Origin of the sequence: Bacillus sp. JJ664, assembly GCF_036962205.1 — a bacterium.
Lineage (GTDB): Bacteria > Bacillota > Bacilli > Bacillales > Bacillaceae_G > Gottfriedia.
In genome coordinates, this window is sequence record NZ_JBALMS010000033.1 from 1 (window position 1) to 25025 (window position 25025).

The following is a 25025-nucleotide window of genomic DNA, read 5'->3' on the forward strand; positions in this document are numbered from 1 at the left end:
ATTTTTAGTAAGTATTTTATGTAGACCATTCTTCATCATGTTAATTATAATTATCAATCGATATCTTTTCCTTTTTCCACGGGACTGCCTTTTACTTCAACTAAGAATTTTATAATTATTTTAATACTCAGCTTTTTATACCTAAAATACTTTCGTTATTCTCAACAGCACATAAGTTAAAAAGTCGTGAATATATTGTTGGTATGTTGTTTAAATTCAATAAGGCTAGGAGTGATTAAGTAATTATGAAGCAACCGATGCGTGTCCTCATTTCCGGTGCGAGCATTGCTGGACCAGCACTTGCTTATTGGCTTCATCGCTTTGGTTTTGAGGTGACTATAATAGAACGTGCTCCCTCACTCCGCCCAGGTGGATATGCCGTAGATATCCGTGGTGCCGCCATTTCTGTTCTTGATCGAATGGATATTCTTAATCAGGTTCGAACATTAGATACTCAAATGAGTGGAGTTTATTTCGTAAACGATGCAGGTCAAATTAAAGGTCAAATAAGCGAAGCTAGTATAGGTAATCAGCAAGGTAAAGATATCGAAATTATGCGCGAGGATCTTTGTAACATTTTGTACGATTTGACCAAGGATAACGTCACATATATTTGGGGCGATTCAATTACTACTATACATGAGCATGAAACAGGTGTAGAAGTTCTTTTTAAGAATGGAAATCCACAAACATTCGATATAATTATAGGTGCGGATGGGATCCATTCAAACGTTCGCACATTGAAATTTGGAGACGAAGAACAGTTTAAGTGTACTCTTGGTAGTTATATCTCTATTTTTAACCTTGAAAATTATCTTAATCTCGACCACTGTCAAATGCTTTTTACGGTACCAGGTAAAACTGTTGGAATGTATAGTGCACTTGATAAAAAGGAAGCGAAGGGCATATTAGTGTTCCAATCCGAGTCACTGAAGTACGACCGCTATAATCAAGAGGAACAAAAGAATCATATTTATAATGCTTTTGAAGAACTTACGGGTTGGGAAACACCTTACTTGCTAGAAAAATTGAAAGAATCTACAGAATTTTATTTTGACGAAATTTGTCAAATTCACATGCCGGAATGGTCAAAAGGTCGGGTTACTTTAGTAGGTGATGCGGCTTATTGTCCTTCACCCCTTTCGGGTCAAGGTACTAGCCTAGCGCTTGTCGGGGCTTATGTACTAGCAGGGGAGCTAAAAGCTTCTAATGGTGATTACACCAAATCCTTTACTTCCTATGAAAAAGAGATGAGAAATTTTGTTGAAAAAAACCAAAAAATAGGCCTTATGACTGCTGGAGGAATGATTGAAAAATCAAACTTCAAAATTTTAATGCGCAATGTAATGTTACGTTTTCCCATATTAATGAACGGAATGTTTAAAATGATTACGAGAATGATCGCTAAAGCTGCAAACGAGATTGAATTGAAAGATTATTAATCTAGTACGAGGTTTAATAAGAATGTATTTAGAAGAAGAGCCAAACGTAAAGTTTAAGCTCTTCTTATTAATATTTCACTTATTTAATCATTCCTCCATTTCACTTAAAACGAACTAATAAAACAATCGCACGCGTTAATTCTTTTACGTTCCAAAATTATAAAGACCAGTTTTGGTCTTAACCCTGTCAAGTAGACACTTATAAAAAAGACTATGCAGATAAGCATAGTTATAGGGTAACGCTTTTTTAAGTACTCAACCTGTGCTTTTAAGTAATCTCTTTCTTCTTCAATGGAATCAAACTTCGTTTTAGGACGTCCCATAAACGGACTAACGCTACTTAATTTTCCTCTTTTTTTCAAACAACTCGCCACTTCTGTACATTTTTACTCATTCTTTAAGTTGAGTAGAGCTACGTAAACCTAAATCTTTAGAAATAGTATTGTAACTGCCGTAACCTTCTTCATAAAGTTTAACTGCTTTTAGTTTAAACTCGATTAAATACTTATTAAATTTAGATCCTTTTAAAGCCATAATAAAATCCCCTATAGTAGACTAACGGGTTCTCTTTTGGGGGACAAACGATAAAAATATCTTTATGAATCACACAAATTTAACAAACAAAATAACATACCAAATAGAAACTAAAACATGAATAAAGAGTGCCTAATAGGCACTCTTTTTTTACTTTTTAACAAGAGACTTTAACACAGTGATTTTCCCAAAATAATAGGTAAGGAAAAAATGAAGTAAACCTACTGTAATCATAATGATAAACGCCTCTACAATCAATGAATATAAAGAAAACATAGACCTGAAAATATAAGCAAACAGAAATACCATCATAATCGTTAGGACACTTATCAAAGCGACTTTTATTCTTTTGATATTTAAACAAAGTATAATGATACAAGCGATAGAGCTAAGTATTATTGCCCGCCAGTCAGAAAGATTATACTACTTATATTGTCTTGAATGGCAGGGAAGTAATCATCACGAATAGGTAAGTTGAATGAACAGATTAATATAGATATAAACAGAGATAGTAGTATCCAGCTCCAGAAAATAAACTTTTGCATTTTTAACACCTTTCTTATTTAAACATAGGTTATCACAAATATTTTACTAACTCCTTTTATTTCGATATAAACATCATATTATTAGTATATAAAATCGCAGTAGAAATAGCAGTTAATTCATGTTGTACAATAATCATCGCACAGATAAAAACTAGTCCTGATTTTTGTCCCACTTTTGATAGTTATGAAGTACAAACCTTTTTATAGTAATAATAAAAGACCTACCCACTGATACGGATAAGTCTGCGTTTTTACTTATTTTTTTAATAAATTGTCCCCTTAAAGAGAACCCGTTAATAGTAGACTACCTAACCTTTTTATCGGATGGGCTTTTTTGGGTGTCTACTATATGGGGATAATATCATTTCTTTATAAAAGAACTGGTCTTTATCTTACTTGCATTTCCTTTGCTCCTAAATACCTTTTTTCCCAATAACTATTTTCCAAGGAAGAAATAGTTACACCTTTTGATGAGGAGCTATGTATGAACTGTTTACCTCCGATATAAATACCCGCATGTGAAGCACCAGGTTTATAGGTTTCAAAAAAGACCAGATCGCCAACTGTTGGATTGGACACCCTTGTCCCCTTTTTATATATTTCTGATACCGTTCTTGGCAAATTAACATCTGTGCTTTTATCAAATACGTATTTTATGAATCCGCTGCAATCAAAACCTTTTGGCGTATTCCCTCCCCATACATATGGTACATTTAAATACTTTTTGCTGTTTTTTACTAATGCTGTAGATTTATTGTTTGAACCCACAATAGTAGGTAGAGTCTGCTTTTTAACGCCCAATGCTTTATATGTATTTTTACCTACAATACCGTCAGGCTTTAAGCCTTTGCTTTTTTGAAACTTTATTACTGCACCTTTAGTGATTGTTCCAAAATAGGTAGTTGAATTTGTTTTAAAATATCCTTTTTTCTTTAAAACTTCTTGTAATTGTTTTACTTCTGTATGAGTCATTCCTCTTTTTAACGTATGATCTCCTAATGCAGCATTACTAACCAATGGATTTGACAATAACACTCCTGTCACTACAAATGATGCAATAATCTTTTTCATTTAAGAACTTACCTCCGATAAAACCTTTTTTATGATTTTATCATCCTAAAGTTACATGGGTATTTACTTGCATTTACAGTATTATGACAAAAACATTTAAAATATGTGTCAAAATGACAAAAAGCGCATTTATCTTAATGAAACGATTAGTTATGAAAGACAAAAAACAAATATAACCTTTGAAAATCACAATATTGTCATTTTCATAATGGTAAACAGGAAAAGTTATTTTTTGAACATTTCTATTTAATTATCATCAACTTCAAATTAAACTGTTATTAATAACAACTAGAAAAATGAGGAGTCAACTATGCCGGATTGGTCTTATCACACATTATTTAAACCTTTATTATCAAATCTTCCTGCTAAAAGATCTCGAGAATTTATTCATCAGGGTATGGGATTCATTTCTTCGATCCCATTTGGAACTAAATTAATAGAATTTTTAGGACACATGAAAACTGATCAAATATTAGAGCAAGAGATACATTCTATTATTTTAGAAAATTCAGTTGGCTTATCTGCTTCCATTGATCCATTACTTAATGGAACAAACGCGTTTATGAATTTAGGATTTGGTTGTATTGAGATTGGGCCAATTACAGTCAATAAGGAATTACATCCCACACCCAACATTCAATTAAAGCATAATCGTTTAAAAGATTACCAACTTGAAGAAACACTTGGTTTACAAGAAACGATTCAAAAACTTTCAAAGGTTAAAAAAACACATCCTTTATTTGCAAAAGTTTGTGGTACAGTAGATGAATTTCAATTAATAGATTCTCAAATTACAAAATTTGTTGATGTTTATGTCGTTGATCATTCTCTATTAGAGCAATACGATAAATATTCATGGCTTCCTTCAAAACCAATTTGTCTCTCGATTGATGTAGATTCATTATCTGAATTACCGTTAGAAGAAATGAACAAGCTGTTAGACTCCATCATGATTCAAAGTAATCCTCTTTTATCGGATGTAGAAAATAAACAGCAGCTCATTCATGCGATGAAACAATTACATGCAACTGGCTTTTACAAACCGATTTTCACTTCTGGGGGGATTTCTGAACCGATTGATGCAGTTGAATTGTTAGAGGCAGGTGCAAAACTAGTATTTTTATCACATGGATATGTTTTAAGTGGTCCAGGGCTTCCTAAACGTATAAATGAAGCAATTCTCCACCGAAAAGAACAACCAATCCAACATAACAAGGATTGGATTTGGTATTACTTATTTGGTTGCATTATGTTTGTTGGTGGATTGATCGCATTGTTGATTAGTTTAACAACTATTATTCTTCCATATGATGAATATTTTTTAAATACAAATAAAGAGAGCATTATCCAGTTTAATAATAGGATTTTACCATTTATGTCACATGACCGGATGACTCTTTCGGGAACGATCATGTCCGGAGGAATTCTATTTATGTCACTAGCAAGATATGGAATCCGCTCAAGCTACCATTGGGCTACTAAAGCATCTAATATTAGTGCCATTATTGGTTTTATGGCGATATTCTTTTTTATTGGTTTCCAGTATTTCGATTGGTTGCATGCATTATTTTGGTTATTTTTATTACCACCTTTTCTGATTGGCTATAAAAAAACGCGTAAATTAAAGAGGAAGCCATCCTCACAAAATTTACATAATGATGAATATTGGAAAAATAGTTTAATAGGTCAGCTCGCTTTCATCATATTAGGCTTCGCTCTTATAATAGGTGGCGTATTCATCTCCATAATTGGTATGACGACTACATTTGTAGAGACAGATTTAGCTTATTTATGTATAAGTACCTCACAGATTGATCAATTCAACTTGAATTTAATACCCGTTATTTCACATGACCGGGCAGGTTTTGGTGGATCACTTGTTAGTGTTGGTTTATTAGTTTTAATGATTTCTTTATGGGGATATCAACAAGGAAAGAAATGGATTTGGTGGACATTACTTTTTGGTAGTTTACCAGCATTTATCACAGCGATTGGTGTTCATATTTTAATAGGATACACAGACTTTTTCCATCTTCTCCCCCCTATCGTTGCACTTGCTTTATTAATTGGTGGACTGGTGATGTCTTATCAATATTTCCACCTAAAAGATCAAATCAAAATAAAGAAGAAAGAAGGCTTTCAATGAATCAATTAGAGATTTTTGAACTATATAGTCCAGAATTGGATCGAACGAAAACAATCCGAGTATTTTTGCCTTTAGACTATGATGCAAATAAGATGAAAACTTATGATGTAATTTATATGCATGACGCCCAAAATCTCTTTGATCCGAAAACTTCATCATATGGACATCATTGGAAAGTGCCAGAAACGCTAAATGCACTTCAAATATCTAACCAGATAAAAGGATACATTGTAGTCGGGATTGATTGTAATCTTGAAGATCAGAGCCGTAAAAGACTTGACGAATACTCACCATGGGTCAATTCTAATTTGAGTCAATTTTTTGGAGAAGAAACGTCAGCTGGCGGCGAAGGTTTTCATTATGTTGAATTCATAGTTAAAACTGTTAAGCCCTATATTGATGAAAATTACCGAACTAACGCTTATAAAGAAAATACAATCATAGCTGGAAGCTCGATGGGAGCTGTCATCTCTTTAGTTGCCGGATTTTTATATCCTAACATTTTCACAAAAATTGGAGCATTTTCAACTGCAGCGTGGTTTGCAAAGGAAGAACTATTTCAATTCTTGAAAGATCATTTCGAGCAAACGTCTTCGAAAATCTATTTAGATATTGGCACAACCGAAGGAAGTAATGATGATACATCTGGTACAAATGTTTATGTTACTGATTCTATTGAATTAAATGAACTATTCATCTCTTTAGGTCAATCCAAAGAAGATTTAAAGCTTGTAATCGAAGAACATGCAGAACATAATGAAATCGCATGGGCGAATCGTTTTCCAACATTCATCCTTTGGATGGCAAATTAAAAGCTGAGTATAACTCAGCTTTTTTGTTATTTAATCTACATCTTTTATATGCTTCTTACGCAATGAATAATAAATCGGTAATCCAATTAATGTTAATACAATCCCATAAGCAGCCAACATGGTTTGAGTGAATAAAGTATTGACTACGATAAATACCCCACCAATGATGGCTATTGAGATAACAATCGGAAAAAATGGAACTTTGTACGGCCTGTTTAAATCTGGTTCTTTTTTACGTAAGATGATAACTGCAATAAATGTCATAGTATAGAAAATCCAAATAACAAATACAAGCATATCCGTTAATACTTCAAACCCGCCCAGTAACATCATAATGATCGCAACTAATAAAATAAACAATCCTGCATTAGAAGGTGCTCCAGTTTCTGACAGTTTACCAAACCATGCACTAAAAGGTAATTTATGTTCTCGAGCCATCACATAAGGGATCCGCATTCCAGTCATCGTATATCCATTAATTGTTCCAAATACGGAAATTAAAATACCGACGGATACGATTTTCCCTCCTATTTGGCCGAACAATATTTTAGATACCTCTGATGCGGGAGTTGTTGTTGCTGCTAGTTGATCTGCTGTCATCACCATTAAAAATGCAATATTTATTAATATATATACGACCATCACAGCTGACAAACCTAATACGATTGCTTTTGGTAAATCCCGTTTTGGATTTTTCATTTCTCCTGCAATATTTCCAACATGTATCCATCCATCGTAAGCAAACATCGTTGCTAGTAATCCCGAACCTAATGCTGTCATAAAAGATTGGTCAGTTCCTGATTCGATTGGAAATAATTGAAATGGTACAGTTCCTTTGTGTAGAAAGCCAAAGATAATTAAAATAATCAATGGTATTAGTTTACAAAACGTAAAAATGGTTTGTATTCCTCCTGCTGTTTTAGCTCCTAAAAAATTCATAAATGTAATAAATGCCGCAGTTATTACTGCTACGATCATAACCTTAAATTTATGTTCATCAGCACTCAATCCAAATATCGTCACTGCTTGTGTGCCAAAAATGATTGATAGAGCCGCAATATTTGCTGGAAAGTAAATGATAGTTAGTGCCCACCCTAATAAAAAAGCAGTTAAATCACCATATGTATGCTTTAAATAGGCCATCATACCACCTGTTTTAGGGATCGCAGCGGCTAATTCCGCTCCTGACAATCCGGCACATATCGTAATAATTCCACCTAACAACCATGCTAGTAATCCTAAACTTGCTGAACCAGTTGAACCATAAACTGCTGTCGCTTTAAAGAATACCCCTGCTCCAATTACTGTTCCAATTACAGTAGTTAACGCTGCAAGAAAACCCATTTCTCTTTTTAAAGCTTGTTCAGTCATTTAATCCCTCTTCTCGTTACACTACTAAATTTTTTATTTAATCTCATTCCCAAAAAAGTGTTCACAAACGCTAGATATACGTTCTAAATCAACATTTCCTCCAGAAATAATTGCAACTACTTTTTTGTCTTTTACATATTGCTCTGCTTTCCCAGAAAGTAATGCAGCCGTTGCTAATGCACCGGCTCCTTCTACAACGACTTTTCCTCGTTGAAGTAAGTCTTTCATTGCTACTTCTAGTTCATCTTCACTTACAGTGATAATATCATTTACTAGTTCTTTCACAATTTCAAACGTCATTTTCCCTGGAACCTTAACGGCACATCCATCTGCGATTGTCGGTGCAACATAATGACTAACGATTTCACCAGCATCAACAGAAGCTTTCATTCCATGAACATGATCAGCTTGTACACCAATAATTTGAATTGAAGGATTAAACGATTTTAACGCTACTGCAATCCCAGCAATCATACCTCCACCACCGATTGGAACAATAACTGTGTCCACATCCCAAAGCTCGTCTAAAATTTCTAAGCCAATCGTTCCTTGACCTGCCATCACATATACGTCATCAAATGGATGTATGAATGTTTCTCCTGTTTCATTTCTGATTCTCGCACACTCTTCCTTTGCGTCATCAAAGGTCTCACCATATAAAATAATATTAGAACCATATCCTTGTGTCGCTTCAACCTTTGCTCTAGGAGCTGTTGCAGGCATGACAATTTTGCTTTTTACGTTTAATAATTTTGAGGATAATGCGATTCCTTGCGCATGGTTTCCTGCAGAACAAGCAATGATTCCATGTTCTTTTTCTTCTTCACTCAAATTTTTAATTTTGTTATAGGCACCTCGAAATTTAAATGAACCTGTTAATTGCATATTTTCTAATTTCAAATATACTTCTCCACCAGTTTTTGCTGTCATATAAAAAGATTTTACTAATGGAGTCGTACGTACATTACCACTTAAAATATCACGTGCACTTTTAATATCTTTAATCGTTAATGAAAGATTTTTTTCTGAAATTGACGACACGAACTTCACCCTTTCATCATTTTTATTTACCAAAAAATAGCATATACAATCAGTTTGCTTCAAAACCGGACAAACAATTCGAACATAAAAAAAGAAGGAGAACAGTTTCTCCTTCTTTTATCAAACATATTGTATTAAGAAATTACTTCGTTTGCAGATAATTTAACTGCTAATTTTTCTAACATATCTTCAGTCATTTTATCTAAATCATATTTTGGATCAAAGTCCCACTCTTCTTTTGCAGCAGAGCAGTCAATTGAATTTGGCCAAGAATTAGCAATACCTTGTCTAATAGGATCTACATCAAAATCGATTGTAAAATCAGGTATTTTCTTTTGAATTGAAGCAGCAATTTCTGTTGGTTCAAATGACATTGCCGTAATATTAAATGCATTTCGGTGCTTTAATTTTTTCGGGTCAGCTTCCATTAACTTAATAATAGCGTCGATTGCATCTGGCATATACATCATATCCATATACGTTCCTGCAGAAATAAATGAAGTATACTTTTTATGTTTTAATGCTTCATAATATATATCTACAGCATAGTCAGTCGTTCCACCACCAGGAACTGTATCATAAGAAATTAATCCTGGGAACCTAACCCCACGTGTATCAACTCCGAATTTTTCAAAGTAATAATCACATAGTAATTCTCCAGCTACCTTTGTTACACCATACATAGTTGTTGGGCGTTGAATTGTGTCTTGTGGTGTTTGATCTTTTGGTGTACTTGGTCCAAATGCACCGATTGAACTTGGCGTAAAGAATTTTAAGCCTAATTCTCTTGAAACTTCCAATGCATTCACTAAGCCACCCATATTTAAGTCCCAAGCTAATTTCGGTTTCGCTTCAGCAACTGCAGATAATAATGCAGCTAAATGGATGAAAGTATCAACTTCATATTTTTTAGCTATTTCTAACATTTTATCTTGATCCATCACATCTAAAATCTCAAAAAGACCAGTTTCAGTAATCGGACTTCCTTCAATACGACGGATATCCGTTGCGATTACATTATCAATTCCGTATTCCTGTCTTAGACGGGTGGTTAATTCTGAACCAATTTGGCCTAAACAACCTGTAATTAATATTTTCTTCATTTACTTACTCCACCTTTAACTATGATAAACAACTAGTAATATTATTGTATATGTTATTGAATTACGTTTAGTTCGCGACCAACTTTTTCATAAATCGCTAATACTTCATCAAGCATTTCTCTCGTATGAGCTGCAGTCGGCATATTACGAATACGACCAGTGCCAAGTGGAACTGTTGGGAAAACGATTGATTTAGCGTAAACACCTTCTTCATATAAACGTTTAGAGAATGTTTGAGTAAGGTTTTCATCACCGATAATACATGGAGTAATTGGTGTTTCCGAATCTCCAATGTTAAATCCAAGTTTTGATAGACCTGCTTTTAAGTAATTGCCATTTTCCCATAGTTTTTCAATTGTCTCTGGTTCTTCTGACATAATTCGAATCGCTTCAATACATGCCGCAGCTGCTGCAGGTGTTAATGAAGTTGAGAATAAAAACGGACGAGCACGAACTTTTAACCAGTCAATTAATTGTTGTGATCCCGCTACGTATCCACCAACTACCCCTACTGCTTTAGAAAGTGTACCGATTTGGAAATCTATTTTATCTGATAAACCAAAATGTTTTACTGTTCCTGCCCCATTGCCCATTACGCCTGAACCATGAGCATCATCTATATATGTAATTAAACCAAATTCTTCTGCAATTTTTACGATTTCAGGAATATTTGCTACATCCCCATCCATTGAGAAAACGCCATCTGCTATGTACATTACTTTTTCATACTGTCCACTTGTAGTTGCTTCTCTTGCTTTCTCGCGTAAATCATCCATATCTTGGTGTTTTACTCGAATGATTTTTGCACCAGAAAGTCGACAACCATCAATAATTGATGCGTGATTTAATTCATCAGAAAGGATTGCATCTTTTTTACTCATTACAGCTGAAATTGCACCCATATTACAATTAAATCCTGATTGGAAAGCGATCGCAGCCTCTGTTTTCTTAAACTTAGCAATTGTTTTTTCTAATTCATCATGAATATCCATCGTACCGTTTATCGTACGAACAGCACCTGCTCCAACGCCGTATTTCTCAGTAGCATCTAAAGCAGCTTTTATTAAGCGTGGTTCAGTAGCAAAGCCTAAATAATTGTTTGAAGATAAATTAATAAATGTTTTGCCTTCAATTTTAATTTTCGATTCATTTGATCCTTGAAGTGGGTTAATCTCGTTGTAGAGCCCTTTCTCTTTTAACTCTTGTAATTGTGGAGTTAAAAATGCTTCCAATGTCTTACTTGACATATTACCAGCTCCTTCATCGTTATTGATTCATTTATTTTTTAGTCTATTGGTTAGGATTAGCCTCTTTTTTGTTTATTTTATACTTAATTAATTTAAATATAAAAAAATAATGAATAAAGCGCTTATTTATTTTCCAAATTTCTGTATAACCTAAAATAAAAATCAACTTGTAAACCGTTTTTTTCGAGGCGTTCCGAATACAATTATAAATCGGACAACTAACATTAGGAATACTTTTGTCTAAATTTATAAGAAATAAATCAACTTTTTTTATATTTATTATTTTTCTTAGGATTAACAACTGATTTTTCCGAACAATTGATATCTTATTCAGAACATTAAGATTATTAAAGTATACAAAAAAGCCGAATGGATTTCCATTCAGCTTCTCCTTTAATATTATATTAGTAAATTAAATAATGTAGGATTATTGTTTATTTCCATGAATTGAATGCCATGCAAATTCATTCGTTCTAATAGTGGAGCATAATCAGATTTGGATGCTAATTCAATCCCAACTAAAGCAGGACCATTATCTTTATTATTCTTCTTCGTGTATTCAAATCTTGTAATATCATCATTTGGTCCTAAAACCTGATCAAGAAATTCCCGTAATGCGCCAGAGCGCTGTGGGAAATTGATAATAAAATAATGCTTCAAGCCCTCATGGATTAATGAGCGCTCTTTTATTTCTTGCAAACGATCTATATCATTATTTCCTCCACTTACTATACAAACCACATTTTTTCCCTTTATTTCTTCTTTAAAAAGTTCTAAAGCAGCAACCGAAAGTGCTCCTGCTGGTTCTGCAATAATTGCATTTTTATTGTAAAGTTCTAAAATTGTTGTACATATTTCTCCTTCTGGTACAGCAACAACTTGATCTAATACTTCCTTACATATTTCATACGTCATATACCCAACTTGCCCTACGGCTGCACCGTCTACAAATTTTTCAATTGTTGGAAGTTTTACGACGTGCCCATTTGATATGGATTCTGCCATTGATGCAGCTCCGAGTGGTTCAACACCAATGATTTTTGTCGAAGGACTAACTCCTTTTATGTAAGTACCAACACCAGCGCTTAAGCCACCGCCTCCTATTGCAACAAATAAATAGTCAACCGGTCGATCAATTTCATTTAATATTTCAACTGCCACTGTTCCTTGTCCAGCAATGACATCTAAATCATCAAAAGGATGAATAAACGTCATATTTTGTTCATCACAGTAACCTTGAGCATTTTGATTTGCTATATCAAATGTATCTCCAACTAGAATCACTTCTACATAAGCACCACCAAAGAATTTCACTTGAGATACTTTTTGATTTGGAGTTGTTGTTGGCATAAATATTTTGGCATGTACCCGAAGATGATTACATGTATAAGCTACGCCTTGTGCATGATTCCCTGCACTAGCACATACGACCCCATTTTGTCTTTCTACTTCGGTTAAATTACTAATTTTATAGTAGGCACCGCGAAGCTTAAAGGATCGAATGATCTGTAAATCCTCTCTTTTTAAATACACATGACTATCATATTTTTCACTTAGCATGTCACTAATCTGCAAAGGAGTTTTGTTTGTTACCTCTTTTAACGTATTATAAGCTACTAAAATTTCTTCGATCTTGACGTTGCTTTTTACTTTTTCCATTTTACTACCTTCCCTTTGCAATGTATTAGGTTCTAAAATTTATATAATCTCCATTATAGTAAAAGTTAAAAGAATAATAAACAGAAAATTCAATATTTTTGTTACAATTTTATTAAGAAAATATATTTAATCTTATGAAATCAATCGTATTGTTATATTTTAAGATGTAATATGCTATGATTCTTATATGAAAATATAAACTTATAGGTGGATATAAAAATATGGATAATCATACTTTATTATTAATTGATGGTTTCAATTTGTTAAGTAGAGGATATTTTGCTACATCTTATGGCAGAAGTGATGATCAGCTTTCGAAAACAAAGGACGGCGTATATATAAACGCATTAAGAGTTTTTATTCCAAAATTATTTAGTCTGATTCGTGAACATGAAGTTAGTCATGTAGCAATTACTTGGGATGTAAAAAGAGAAGAAACTGATCGTAGAATCAAGTATGATTTTTACAAAGCGACTCGCGGGGAACTCCCGATGCCACTTATTGAGCAATTTTTGACATTAAAGACAGTATTAGAAGAAATTGGTATTGCCCAATTAGAAATGTCGCCATATGAAGCAGATGACTTAATCGGAACTTTATCTAACAAATGGAGTCAATCTATTCAAAATAAATGCTTTATTTATAGTAATGATCGTGATTTACTTCAATTACTAAACGAACATACATCTCAAATTATCGCCCAAAAAACAGGTGAAATCATTTATTCTATCGAGCATTTTAACAATGATTATGGCATTCATCCTAAACAATGGGTTGATGTAAAAGCGTTATTAGGAGATTCGAGTGATAATATCCCTGGTTGTCCTGGTGTTGGTGAAAAATCAGCAATTCCATTAATTCAACAATATCGATCAGTTGAAGAACTATATGAAAATGTGGAAGATCTAGACCCTAAATTTAATCGTTATAAAAAGAAATTAATTGCCGGTAAAGATTCAACCATTATTAGTAAAGAGTTATCAGCAATCATGATTGATATTCCTCATTTTGAAGATTATACATTTGAGGACTTAAAATTAAGTATTAATGAAGATAACTTAACAAAATTGCTTCAAGAATTGGAAATTCGAATTAGAAGATAAAAAATAAAACCTCTAATGTTTTTTAGCATTAGAGGTTTTTAAATTGATTATTGAGCTGACACTAATTCTTTTTCTTTTACATTTGCTTTTTTTACGATATCGCGAGCAATCCACACTCCACATGCACTTGCTTGTGCAAGACCACGAGTAACTCCAGCTCCGTCTCCACCTAAGTAAAGACCAGAAATTTCGCTCTCAAAGTGTTCATTTAATTTTGGACGAGCTGAGTAGAATTTTGCTTCAACTCCATAAAATAATGTGTGTTCTGATGCAATACCAGGTGTTACATGGTTTAATGCTTCTACCATTTCAATTAAGCTCTTCATTGTATTATATGGTAATACCAGACCTAAATCACCAGGTACAGCTTCTTTTAAAGTTGGCTCTAGGAAGCCTTCTTTTACTCGTTTTTCTGTAGAACGTCTTCCTTTTAATATATCACCATATTTTTGAACGATGACGCCACCATGTGAAAGCATGTTAGCCAAACGTGAAACCTCATGAGCGTATTCATTTGGTTTATCAAATGGCTCAGAGAATTGGTGAGATACTAAAAGTGCAAAGTTTGTATTCGGACTTCCAAGCTTAGGATCTTTATATGCGTGACCATTTGCTGTCATAATACCTGAATGATTTTCGACTACAACATGACCTGAAGGGTTACTACAGAATGTTCTGACTTTTGTTCCCACTGATGTATTAAATACGAATTTACCTTCATATAAATGCTTATTAATCTCTTCCATAACAATATCAGAAGTTTCTACACGAACACCAATATCTACTTGGTTTGTAGTCATTTTTAGACGACGCTTTTTCATTACTTCTGTTAACCATTTTGATCCGTCTCGACCTGGTACAATGACAACTTTATCAGCTGAAAGTTCTTCACCATTTTTTAATTTGATTCCTTTAACAATATGAGAACCATCTTCTTTTTCAGTAATTAAATCCTCAACTTCTGTTTTATATTTCATATCAATTTTCGTTTTTAAGTATTCAAATATGCTTTTTAAAATCTCAAGATTTTGTTCTGTACCTAAGTGGCGAACTTGTGCACGTAATAATTTTAATCCTGCAGCATAACCACGTTTTTCAATATCTCTTACTTCTTCAGTAAGTGGATCTGTAATTGACTCTGTTGCACCATGCTGTAAATTAATTTCATCTACATATTTAATTAAGTCCACTACATCAGAAGGCGATAAGTAGTCAGTCATCCAACCACCGAATTCACTAGTGATATTAAACTTACCATCTGAGTATGCGCCTGCTCCACCAAAACCATTTGTGATTGAACATGCTGGTAAACAACCTGAAAAATCTTTTTTACCTGCCGCTGGTGGACATTTTTCTATTTTCTTTTGTAGAATTGGACAATGTCTTGCGTATATATCATGACCTTTATCAACTAATAAAATTTTTGCGTTCGGCATTTTTAACGTTAATTCATAACAAGTAAATACTCCTGCTGGACCTGCTCCAACTACTATAACATCATACATATATTGATACCCCCATTTAAGGACTGAGTTTTTTAAATTTTAAGTTAAGTTCTGATCAACCTAAAATAGAATAACATCAATATGAAACGGTTTCAAGTAAAAAATACGAACATTATCATATTTTCACAACAAAATATTCGTTAATATATAATTTCTATGTAATTTTTTACATATTATAGTCATTCACATTATGTTTTCTTCCATTATTTGATAAATCAAAAAAAGTATGGAATAGTGGTTATTCCATACTTCTTCCTTTATATTAATGCTTTTTGGAAACTTGCAATTAAATCCTCAACATCCTCTAAACCAACTGAAACACGAATTAATGTATCCTTCACACCAAGTCTCTCTCTAACGTCCTTTGGAATCGCTGCATGAGACATCTTCACAGGATAAGATACAATTGTTTCTACTCCACCAAGAGACACTGCTACTGCAACATTTTCTACTTTTTGTAAAAAACGAATTGTTTGATCAATTGTTTTTAAAGTAAATGACAATACCGCTCCCCCACCACTAGCTTGTTCGAAATGTACATCATGTCCCGGATGATCTTTTAGACCTGGATAGTATACCTCTTCAACACACTCATTTGTTAATAACCAATTTGCTAATTTTTGTGCAGTTTGTTCATATACATCCATCCGAACTTTTAATGTTTTCAGACCCCTTAATGTTAACCAACAATCCTGTGGACCTAAAACTGCGCCGAATGAATTTTGTATAGTATATAAATCTCTTGCTAGTTCTTCAGAATTAACAACTGCTAAACCACCAATTACATCGCTATGTCCTGCGATAAATTTAGTCGCACTATGAACTACGATATCAGCGCCCAAATCTAAAGGTTTTTGAAAATATGGTGACAGAAAACTATTATCAACAATGACAATTACATCATTTCTTTTCGCAATCTTAATTGCTTCTCTTAAATCAGTAATTTTCAGCAAGGGGTTTGAAGGTGTTTCTAAATATAGTCCTTTTGTATTTGACTTAATTGCTGATTCGATTTCACTAATCTCTGATGCATCTACAAATGTAAACTCAATTCCAAATCGATTTAATACCTTAGTCGCTATACGGAACGTTCCTCCATATACATCTTCACAAATAACGATATGATCTCCAGCCGAAAAAAGCGAGAGAACTGAAGAAATGGCTGCCATTCCTGATGAAAAAGCAAATCCTCTAACGCCGTTCTCTAATTGTGCAATTGTATTTTCTAAAGCTTCTCTCGTCGGATTTCCACTTCTTGCATAATCATATTTACCTATAGTTTCAATATTGGGTTGATGGAAAGTTGATGCTTGATAAATTGGAATGCTTAATGCACCAGTATAGGGGTCAACTTCATTACCGTTATGAATTAATTTCGTACCAAACTTCATACTCATCACCCTAATGCATTCTCTAAATCAATTAGTAAATCATCTATATGTTCTATACCGACAGATAATCTTAATGTATGGTCATCTAGACCAAGCTTTCTTTTAAAATCCTCGGGCATTTCTGAATGTGTTTGTGTATGTGGGTAAGTAATCAGTGACTCTACTCCACCTAAACTTTCGGCAAATGTAATGACATTTACACTGCTAAGCACTTTTTCTACGATCCTTACACTTTTCACTTTAAACGAAATCATTGCACCAAAGCCACTTGCTTGTTTTTTTATAATTGAATACCCTTTATGATTAGGAAGCCCTACGTAAAAAACATCTGTTACATTAGGATGATTTTCTAGAAATTCCGCAAGAATAATCGCATTTCTTTGACAGTATTCCATTCTTACATGTAGTGTTTTAATTCCTCTTAAAATGAGCCATGAATCAAACGGTGCTAAAGTAGCGCCTGTTGATTTTTGATAAAAACGAATTCTTTCATTTGTTTTCTCCGAGTTTGTCACTACAAATCCCGCTAAAGTATCATTATGACCACCTAAATATTTCGTACCACTATGAACAACGATATCTGCTCCTAATTCGATCGGTCTAAAGAAATAAGGCGTTAAAAAAGTATTATCAACGATCACAACGATATTTCGTTCTTTGGCAATTTCAACAACCCGTTTTAAATCAGTTACCTTCATCATTGGATTTGAAGGAGTTTCAATAAATATACCTCTTGTGTTTTCTTTAATCGAATCTAGGATATTGTCAATTTCTGTTGTATCAACAAAATTATGCTCAATACCATAAGGCGAATAAATTTCTTCAAATAATCGATATGTACCACCATATAAGTCATCGGAAACAATTACATGATCGCCTTTTTTAAATAAACTAAGAACTGCAGTGACAGCAGCGTTCCCTGTTGAGAATGCTACTCCAAATTCTGCATTTTCTAATTTAGCTACTGTGTTTTCAACTTCTTCACGGGTAGGGTTTTGTAAACGAGCATAATCATATCCAGTCGATTGATGAAGCCCTTCATGTTTAAATGTTGCTGATTGATAAATTGGGTAACTTATTGCACCTGTTAATGGATCATAACCTTTACTACCATGTACTGCAACCGTCTCAATTGATTTTTGTTTCGATTTTGAAACCACATTCGTATTTGTCATATTGAAATCCTCCATTTATCAAAATAAAAAAACCACTTCCTAAAAAATAAGAAGTGGTTATGTCTCAAAATAAACATATCGTCCTTATCTTCCAGGTTTATACCTGCAGGATTTAGCACTTTCTAGTATAAAACTAGAGTTGCCGGGTTTCGTCGGGCCAGTCCCTCCACCGCTCTTGATAAGAATATTTAATTTTATAATTACAAGTATATTAATAAATCTGACAATTATCAATCATTATTTGAATTTTTTATTTTTTAATGGATTATGACCTACTTATTTCCATTCGTCTGGCATTAAGTTTTGATAAAGCATACTTTGATATCGATCATCGATTAATAATAATGTTCCTTCGTCTTCTTCAGAACGTATGACACGTCCACCAGCTTGCATTACTTTATTCATCCCAGGGAACACATATGAATAATAATAACCGTTCTTACCAACTTCATTAAAATGATCTCTTAAAATATTTCTTTCTAAACAAAGCTGTGGTAAACCTACACCGACAACTACTACCCCATTTAATCGATCACCTTTTAAATCGATTCCTTCAGAAAAGATTCCACCTAGTACAGCAAATCCAACTAGTGTTTCTGCATTATGTTGATCAAATTTGAGTAAAAAATCTTCTCGTTCCTCTTCGGTCATCCCATTTTCTTGGACAATTATTTCTACTTCGCCATACTTCTCAGTAAACAATCCAACACTTTGGCTTAAATACTGATAGGATGGGAAAAAAATTAAATAATTTCCTTTTTTAGATCTAATATTTTCATATATAGATGTTACTAATTGGTCTAATGTTTTTGAACGATCATTAAATCTTGTTGAAATCGGATTTACTTCAACCTTTAGCTGTTCTTTTAAAAATGGTGAATCAATTTTAATGGTATAATCACGTTCAATATCACCGAGCATATCTTGAAAGTATTGAAGAGGTGTTAATGTTGCTGAAAAATAAATAGTAGAATGAAATTTTTTAATCACATCATTTACAATTGTTGATGGATCAATGCAAAATAATTTCAAGTGAACTTCACTTTTGTATAATTCTAAATAAGAAACATATTTTTCATCATAGTAACTAGCAATCTTTACAAAATTTTGAGATTCAAAATATGTATCTAACAACAATTGCTTACGTTCAGGATCCTCTTCATCTGGTAGGCTTAATTCAGCAATCTCTACAAACTCTCTTATTAAATCAACAAATTCCTCATCTAATTTACCCCAGACTGACATTTCTTGATCTTGCCATTTTTTTCGAAGATTAATGAAAGATTGATTGATATGACCAACGCTCTCAACTAATGCTATATTTGATCCTTTATATTGTCTTTTTAATTCTAGAAACTTTGACTTATATAAACTCGAAGAATACATGTCTCTAGCACGATCAACTAGATTATGCGCCTCATCTATTAATAGAACTGAATTTCGCTTATGTTCATCAAATAATCTTTTAAGTGATACTCTTGGATCAAAAATATAATTCACATCACAAATAATCGCATCTGCTGTATTTGTTAAATCTAGTGAATATTCAAAAGGACAAACTGTATGTTTCCTTGCATATGCTTCAATCTTCTCTCGACTAAGCATTTTTTCATTAGATAAAATATCTAACACTGCATCATTAATTCGATCATAATAGCCATTTGCAAACTCACAATAATCCTTGTCACAAATCGTTTCTTCTTTGAAGCATATTTTATCTTTAGCAGTTAGTGATGTACATGACATACATAAACCTTGTTCAGTCATCCGGCCAAATGCTTCTTCCGCAACTGTGCGAGTGATTGTTTTAGACGTTAAATAAAATAAACGATTCGTTGTGGCTTCCCCAATTGCTTTCACTGCAGGAAAAATAGTTGAAACTGTTTTTCCAATTCCTGTTGGAGCGACAGCAAATAAATTATTTCCATCTTGAATCGATTGATAAACAGCTCCCGCTAACTTTCTTTGACCATTTCTAAATGATGGAAATGGAAATTTCAATTCTTTTATAGAATCATTCCGTTTTTCAATGTGATCGTACTTCCACTTAGCAAATGGATAATAAATTTTGATCACATCTTGAACGAACTCGTACAATCCTTCCTGAGTAAAGGCTAATAAAAACCTCTTTTTCTCTTCAGTTTGAATATTGACATAAGTTAGTTGGATCGATATTTGTTCAAGGTCTAATTCTTTACAAATCAGATACCCATAAACTTTAGCTTGTGCCCAATGGACAGGATAAGAGTTTTCATCATATAAGCTAACATCATTTGCAGTTGATTTTATTTCTTCTATTATATATTTTTCGTCCCTAAATAAGAGACCATCACAGCGACCTTCTATTTGAAATGCAAAATCTTCATATTTAATTGTTCCAGAAGTCATTCTTTCCTTACAATCTGACTCATGATATAAATTTTGAATTTTTTGATGTGCTTTTGTTCCATCTACTAATGAAACAGAATTTTGATACCCTACATCAATACTTCCGCTTTTATGAGCATACTCAACTAGCGAACGTACAGATACTTTTATCATATTTTCCATTCTGAGTACACTCCTTTTTCTTATATTTTACCACATACAGTGATCATACGTTCGGTTTATTATTTTATATTTCGAATGAACAATCTTTCAGAAAACGTCCATTAAAAGTGCATAAGAAAAAGACTGCTAAATTTAGACAGTCTCTACCTTAAAACTCTTCTCATTTATCAAAACCCTCATCAGTCAGTATTCTCTTATGTTCTTCAATAATTATTTTTTTGTTTATTATTCTAACGTCGCCAACCATTAACAATCTCATATCTTCAACAATATACTTTGCTAACTCTTCATCAGAAATGTCATCTCCAACAATATCAAGACGAAAATCCTGCCCTTGTAACCCACCACCATTCGTAAAGTCGATTTCAAAGTCGAATTGGACTCTTTTATCCATTTTTGATCCACCTTATTTAGATTTTAGTTGATTATTATATTCATATTCTAGTTGAATGAAACAATGATCTTGTGAACTTCCTGTTAGATCGTTAAACAACTGTCAACAAGAAAAGGAGTGGAAAATAACAAATCAAAAAATTACCAATATATAAAACCTGTACCTTGAGATTATAATGATATGATCGATACAGGTTATTTACATGTGTCTTATCCTAATAAATCATGTGTAAATTTTAAAAAAGAATACTAGTTTGGAATAAATACTTCAACCTCATTTGATAATATAGAAGTATCCCATGGATGCCAAAAATAAGTTTTCCCGTCAAATTGCATATCAAACTGGTAAGCTATTGGCTCGCCTGTAAATAAAATAATATCGTAATATGTTGGGTCACCTTTTGTTGTCTCAGGTATGAAGTTTGTATTTTCTTTACTACTACTTAATATTTTTAGGAAAGCATCTAATTTGTCTCTATCTTTTATCTCCGTTATCATTTTCGATTTAGGTGCATACCCTTGAAAGATTTTGATCGCATTCACTTTTTCAATTGGTACATTCTTAAAATGCCATCGATAGTCAATTTTATCTCTCGCATAATAAACGCTATAACCGTTTATTGCACTCTGATCTTTTAATGCTAGTAAATCAGAGTTTCCTTTAATTGAATAAATCTCTGTTCCTTTCTCGTGAAATGCAGCATCTCCATTTTTGATCTTGTACCCCGAATTCGTGACATTGTCTGCTACTTTAAACTTTACTTCTCCTATTTTTTTACCTATGAACTGCTCATCAGCTAAAATGCCTGAATTGATTCCGTCGTACTCTATTCCATCCCACTTTACGAAGTCAACCCACTCGATGATTGACTGACCACCAAGTAAGTTAGTGCGACATCCTACTAAGAGGAATAGCAATAAGATAAATAATACTAAAAGCTTATTTAATCGTCTCATCAGTACCCCCTCAATTATAAAGCTAATCACTTACCTTCATTTTATGATTCTTTTTTACAGTCAATTAATGATTACCATCAATTTGTAGTACAAATAATGTATGCGTACACAAGATAAGTTAAACTTTCTCCCTAATTTTACACGCCTATGAAGTAAAAAATGAAAATGCAGTTTTTAAATCAATATCATCTTCTAAATGCTTTGGACTCCATGGAATATATATATCTGGTTGAATACCTATTCCTGTCATTCCTTCCCCTTTGTCAATTCGCGATAGTCGGGAAGTAGGATACAGTAATTCAAATTCGTTGTTCCATTTCATACTAACTAAATTGGTATAATCGTTTAATCCCTTTGTCGGTCTTCCAATTACGGTTACCTTGCTAGATTGCTTACAAATCTCTACAAAAGAGTCTCCTGAACTACCACACATACAATCTGTTAATATAACAATCTTATTGGGTGTTTTTTTCCCTTTGAAAATAGTCGTAGGAAACAGTTCTTCTAAATTAAATTCTACAAACCCTTTTCCTTTATTTCTTTCCCATTCTTTTCTAATTACTTTTAAAAATAATAGTGTTTGTTTATCTTGATTATTTTCTATGTCTTTATCAAGTTCGACCAATTGGCGTTCAGTGTTTTCATTCGTACAATTGAATAGCATCTTATCTTCTGGATCTTCCAGATCTACCCCTTCTTCAGGCATCAAATAAGAAAGAAGTGGATAAAAACTTGTGTCACTTCCTCCATAATTTGTTCGAACATCGATAATCCAATACTCAGTTGATTCTAGTAAAATATGATTTTCTTTTAACATGTTTGAAATTGCTTCAGGATCCATAAAATCTGTAATCGTCATCTGTAATATATTCTCTGTTAATGAGCTAACTGAATATGTAGGATAATAAGGAGATTTTTCATATAAGTTAAATTGAAAAATGCTTTGGTTTCCATTTAAATCTTCTATTTCTCCATAATTATATAAAGAAAAGATGGGCGTCCAATTTTCCCGTTCCGAAGATTCTTCGAACAACACTCTTTTATGTAGTTCAACCAATTCAGGAACTGTTAAGCCTTCTAAAGATTTGAAGAACATACCACATTTCAACCTATTTTCACTACTAACCTTAGTCACATATAATCTATCTTCATATCGACGCACTTGAAATCCATGTTCCTTTTTTCTAGTTTTAACTGAATCAATCTGTAAAAAGTATATATGCTGATCTTTTAAATCTAATAAATAATCCTTAACAATCTCAGCAAACGAATCCTTTGTTAGTTTATTACTCACTTTTAAATCTTTAATTTTCTGTAAAAAGTAATTAGGATTATCCCAACCTTTTTTGTCTTTAAAACCAGAATAATCATAATGCATAATATGTACAATTTCTTTAAAAATAGACTCCATCTAATTCACCCCATAAACATAAAAACATTCTATTAGTAGGATTCTACTTTTATCCATTTTTTTCCTTTTTGTTTAACTAACAGGTAGCACAATAAAAAAAGACTAAGATTAGTAGTGTAAACCAAGGCATTGGTGTTAGCACTACTATTTTTTATATAGTAGAAGTGAAGAATATGTCGGGTAGTCTATGGAATCTTTGAATCCGTAATAAAAACTGACCTACTTCACTTACCTTATTTGAATCGTTGGATTTCATAAGGATGTGTTTTATATAGAGAAAAAAAGTAAAGAAGTAAGAATTTCTGATATGACGAATACAAAGAGAATAGTTATGCAAGAATTGGAGTCGTCGAACTTTTTAAATGAACATGGAGTTACTATAGCGAAGATAGAAATGACTTTAGATACTGAAAATATTTTATTAAACTGAAAAAGAACAGCCATTGGCTGCTCTCGCTATTCAACGAACGATTTCGTTTGTTCCTTACCGTTATTTGATCATTTTACTTCTACCAGTCTATCTAACCATTCATTAATAAGGTTGTTAAATAAAACTTCTTGCTCAATTTGCAGATTGTGCCCAGCTTTGTCTAATATTGCGAAAGTAGCACGTGGAAAATTGTTCAATAGATTAAATGCATCTTTGTATCCAACGACTGAATCTTGTAATCCTAAAAGAAAAACACTTGGAGATTCGAACGATTCCGAGTCGACATCAAATTGGAAACCGTATCTTTGCCTTATTTTAGACAAGAATTGCTGATCGGCAATTGAACAACCACTTACCACCTCATTTTTATAGCGTTGCCAAGTATTCTTATCTAATACAACATTATTCGAACGAAAATCTTCTCTCTCATCCTCACTTAACTTATGTAAAAACTCTTCATCTTCAATGATAACAACATGCTCTGATAATGACCTTTTTTCCATTTCTGGAATGATCATTGGACAGATGAAGGCCACCCCATCTACTTTATCTTTTCTTTTGGCTATAACCCCTCTTGATAAGTAACCTCCATATGATTCACCAACCAACAAGAAAGATTGACCGGGTATAAGCGTATCAATAAACTTAATAACTATATCCAACATATCATCGGTACTGTTGACGGTTTTACTTCCTACTGTTTCACCCATTCCTGGTAAGTCTAAATAGATCCTTTTATACCCCTCTCTTTTAGTGAAGATAGGTTCCATACACCCCTTCATTAATCTTAAATCTGGAGTAAAGCCATGAATCATGACTACAGGTTTTCCTTCTCCTATCATTTCAAAGTTTATTTCTAAATCATTAATTGACAATTTAGGCATCTAAAAATCCTCACCTTCGATTATTAATATTTGCATTCAAGCTCGGGCATTTTTCCAGGATTGCATCATAAAAAAGGCTGCCCATCCTACCTTACAAATCTTAATCTTTTGTTTATAATCTATTAAACTAACAAACACTCTAACTCTTTAACCTTTACTTTTATATATTTAATAAATTTTCTCTTTTGAGTCCATTTTAAATCTTCTAACTTTTCAGTAGTATCTTAATTTTAATTCTATACAATAGTGAAAGAT

18 protein-coding genes, 2 pseudogenes and 1 riboswitch are annotated in these 25025 nt (G+C 33.0%); of the genes and pseudogenes, 4 read left to right on the forward strand and 16 right to left on the reverse strand.

Going from position 1 to position 25025, the window contains the following annotated elements:
- The first annotated feature begins 245 nt into the window (after positions 1-245).
- Positions 246-1442 (forward strand): FAD-dependent monooxygenase, encoded by a 1197-nt coding sequence (locus tag V7056_RS05320; protein WP_499699977.1) that lies wholly within the window; start codon positions 246-248, stop codon positions 1440-1442.
- A 390-nt stretch (positions 1443-1832) separates the two neighbouring features.
- Here the strand turns inward: V7056_RS05320 and V7056_RS05325 are convergent, their stop codons facing one another.
- The 3 genes and pseudogenes from V7056_RS05325 to V7056_RS05335 all read right to left on the reverse strand — a co-directional run.
- Positions 1833-1976 (reverse strand): transposase, encoded by a 144-nt coding sequence (locus V7056_RS05325; RefSeq protein ID WP_499699979.1) that lies wholly within the window; start codon positions 1974-1976, stop codon positions 1833-1835.
- Positions 1977-2908: 932 nt separating this feature from the next.
- Positions 2909-3250: pseudogene (locus tag V7056_RS05330) on the reverse strand (C40 family peptidase); the annotation flags it as partial.
- 81 nt (positions 3251-3331) lie between these two features.
- Positions 3332-3592 (reverse strand): annotated as a pseudogene (locus tag V7056_RS05335) (peptidoglycan-binding domain-containing protein); the annotation flags it as partial.
- 310 nt (positions 3593-3902) lie between these two features.
- Here V7056_RS05335 and V7056_RS05340 point away from each other — a divergent pair.
- Positions 3903-5738, forward strand: a complete 1836-nt coding sequence (locus V7056_RS05340) for a dihydroorotate dehydrogenase (RefSeq protein ID WP_499699980.1) — start codon at positions 3903-3905, stop codon at positions 5736-5738.
- Positions 5735-6550, forward strand: coding sequence for an alpha/beta hydrolase (locus tag V7056_RS05345; protein WP_499699982.1), 816 nt, complete (start codon positions 5735-5737; stop codon positions 6548-6550). Before V7056_RS05340 ends, V7056_RS05345 begins: the two co-directional genes overlap by 4 nt.
- Before the next feature lie 30 nt (positions 6551-6580).
- Here the strand turns inward: V7056_RS05345 and V7056_RS05350 are convergent, their stop codons facing one another.
- The 5 genes from V7056_RS05350 to ilvA all read right to left on the reverse strand — a co-directional run bounded on the left by V7056_RS05350 (position 6581) and on the right by ilvA (position 12971).
- Complete coding sequence (locus V7056_RS05350) at positions 6581-7921, reverse strand: APC family permease (protein WP_499699984.1); 1341 nt, start codon at positions 7919-7921, stop codon at positions 6581-6583.
- 33 nt (positions 7922-7954) lie between these two features.
- A complete protein-coding gene (gene tdcB, locus V7056_RS05355) occupies positions 7955-8953 on the reverse strand; it encodes a bifunctional threonine ammonia-lyase/L-serine ammonia-lyase TdcB (protein WP_499700008.1) in 999 nt (332 codons plus the stop codon).
- 143 nt (positions 8954-9096) lie between these two features.
- Positions 9097-10065, reverse strand: coding sequence for an L-threonine 3-dehydrogenase (locus tag V7056_RS05360; RefSeq protein ID WP_499699986.1), 969 nt, complete (start codon positions 10063-10065; stop codon positions 9097-9099).
- Positions 10066-10118: 53 nt separating this feature from the next.
- Positions 10119-11312: a glycine C-acetyltransferase gene (locus V7056_RS05365; RefSeq protein WP_499699988.1), complete on the reverse strand. Its 1194-nt coding sequence runs from the start codon at positions 11310-11312 to the stop codon at positions 10119-10121.
- A 399-nt stretch (positions 11313-11711) separates the two neighbouring features.
- Positions 11712-12971 carry a threonine ammonia-lyase IlvA gene (ilvA, locus tag V7056_RS05370; protein WP_499699991.1) on the reverse strand — a complete coding sequence of 420 codons (1260 nt, stop codon included), beginning with the start codon at positions 12969-12971 and terminating at the stop codon, positions 11712-11714.
- A gap of 221 nt (positions 12972-13192) precedes the next feature.
- On the opposite strand from ilvA, the gene V7056_RS05375 reads away from it, so the two are divergent.
- Entirely contained in the window at positions 13193-14074 is an 882-nt protein-coding gene (locus V7056_RS05375; RefSeq protein WP_499699993.1) for a 5'-3' exonuclease, read from the forward strand.
- Positions 14075-14121: 47 nt separating this feature from the next.
- On the opposite strand, the gene V7056_RS05380 is transcribed toward V7056_RS05375, so the two are convergent.
- From V7056_RS05380 to V7056_RS05415, 8 genes are all read right to left on the reverse strand, one after another.
- The gene (locus V7056_RS05380) at positions 14122-15579 is read right to left on the reverse strand and encodes an NAD(P)/FAD-dependent oxidoreductase (RefSeq protein WP_499699995.1); all 1458 of its coding nucleotides are present in this window, start codon (positions 15577-15579) and stop codon (positions 14122-14124) included.
- A 257-nt stretch (positions 15580-15836) separates the two neighbouring features.
- Positions 15837-16970, reverse strand: coding sequence for a trans-sulfuration enzyme family protein (locus tag V7056_RS05385; RefSeq protein ID WP_499699997.1), 1134 nt, complete (start codon positions 16968-16970; stop codon positions 15837-15839).
- A gap of 5 nt (positions 16971-16975) precedes the next feature.
- Complete coding sequence (locus V7056_RS05390; protein ID WP_499699999.1) at positions 16976-18145, reverse strand: trans-sulfuration enzyme family protein; 1170 nt, start codon at positions 18143-18145, stop codon at positions 16976-16978.
- Positions 18146-18226: 81 nt separating this feature from the next.
- Positions 18227-18330: riboswitch (SAM riboswitch) on the reverse strand.
- A 91-nt stretch (positions 18331-18421) separates the two neighbouring features.
- Entirely contained in the window at positions 18422-20695 is a 2274-nt protein-coding gene (locus V7056_RS05395) for an ATP-dependent DNA helicase (RefSeq protein ID WP_499700001.1), read from the reverse strand.
- Between the two features lie 160 nt (positions 20696-20855).
- Entirely contained in the window at positions 20856-21089 is a 234-nt protein-coding gene (locus V7056_RS05400) for a cyclase (protein WP_499700003.1), read from the reverse strand.
- A 248-nt stretch (positions 21090-21337) separates the two neighbouring features.
- Entirely contained in the window at positions 21338-22045 is a 708-nt protein-coding gene (locus V7056_RS05405; RefSeq protein ID WP_499700004.1) for a hypothetical protein, read from the reverse strand.
- Between the two features lie 145 nt (positions 22046-22190).
- Positions 22191-23456, reverse strand: a complete 1266-nt coding sequence (locus tag V7056_RS05410) for a S41 family peptidase (RefSeq protein ID WP_499700006.1) — start codon at positions 23454-23456, stop codon at positions 22191-22193.
- 498 nt (positions 23457-23954) lie between these two features.
- Positions 23955-24770 (reverse strand): alpha/beta fold hydrolase, encoded by an 816-nt coding sequence (locus V7056_RS05415; protein ID WP_499700007.1) that lies wholly within the window; start codon positions 24768-24770, stop codon positions 23955-23957.
- Between the last annotated feature and the right edge of the window lie 255 nt (positions 24771-25025).

Coding starts and splice junctions, on each gene's coding strand:
- V7056_RS05415 (WP_499700007.1), bottom strand. CDS start 24,770: ATGCCTAAATTGTCAATTAATGATTTAGAAATAAACTTTGAAATGATA.
- V7056_RS05350 (WP_499699984.1), bottom strand. CDS start 7,921: ATGACTGAACAAGCTTTAAAAAGAGAAATGGGTTTTCTTGCAGCGTTA.
- V7056_RS05325 (WP_499699979.1), bottom strand. CDS start 1,976: ATGGCTTTAAAAGGATCTAAATTTAATAAGTATTTAATCGAGTTTAAA.
- V7056_RS05345 (WP_499699982.1), top strand. CDS start 5,735: ATGAATCAATTAGAGATTTTTGAACTATATAGTCCAGAATTGGATCGA.
- V7056_RS05385 (WP_499699997.1), bottom strand. CDS start 16,970: ATGAAGTTTGGTACGAAATTAATTCATAACGGTAATGAAGTTGACCCC.
- ilvA (WP_499699991.1), bottom strand. CDS start 12,971: ATGGAAAAAGTAAAAAGCAACGTCAAGATCGAAGAAATTTTAGTAGCT.
- V7056_RS05380 (WP_499699995.1), bottom strand. CDS start 15,579: ATGTATGATGTTATAGTAGTTGGAGCAGGTCCAGCAGGAGTATTTACT.
- V7056_RS05340 (WP_499699980.1), top strand. CDS start 3,903: ATGCCGGATTGGTCTTATCACACATTATTTAAACCTTTATTATCAAAT.
- V7056_RS05400 (WP_499700003.1), bottom strand. CDS start 21,089: ATGGATAAAAGAGTCCAATTCGACTTTGAAATCGACTTTACGAATGGT.
- V7056_RS05375 (WP_499699993.1), top strand. CDS start 13,193: ATGGATAATCATACTTTATTATTAATTGATGGTTTCAATTTGTTAAGT.
- V7056_RS05395 (WP_499700001.1), bottom strand. CDS start 20,695: ATGGAAAATATGATAAAAGTATCTGTACGTTCGCTAGTTGAGTATGCT.
- V7056_RS05410 (WP_499700006.1), bottom strand. CDS start 23,456: ATGGAGTCTATTTTTAAAGAAATTGTACATATTATGCATTATGATTAT.
- V7056_RS05320 (WP_499699977.1), top strand. CDS start 246: ATGAAGCAACCGATGCGTGTCCTCATTTCCGGTGCGAGCATTGCTGGA.
- V7056_RS05365 (WP_499699988.1), bottom strand. CDS start 11,312: ATGTCAAGTAAGACATTGGAAGCATTTTTAACTCCACAATTACAAGAG.
- V7056_RS05390 (WP_499699999.1), bottom strand. CDS start 18,145: ATGACAAATACGAATGTGGTTTCAAAATCGAAACAAAAATCAATTGAG.
- V7056_RS05405 (WP_499700004.1), bottom strand. CDS start 22,045: ATGAGACGATTAAATAAGCTTTTAGTATTATTTATCTTATTGCTATTC.
- V7056_RS05360 (WP_499699986.1), bottom strand. CDS start 10,065: ATGAAGAAAATATTAATTACAGGTTGTTTAGGCCAAATTGGTTCAGAA.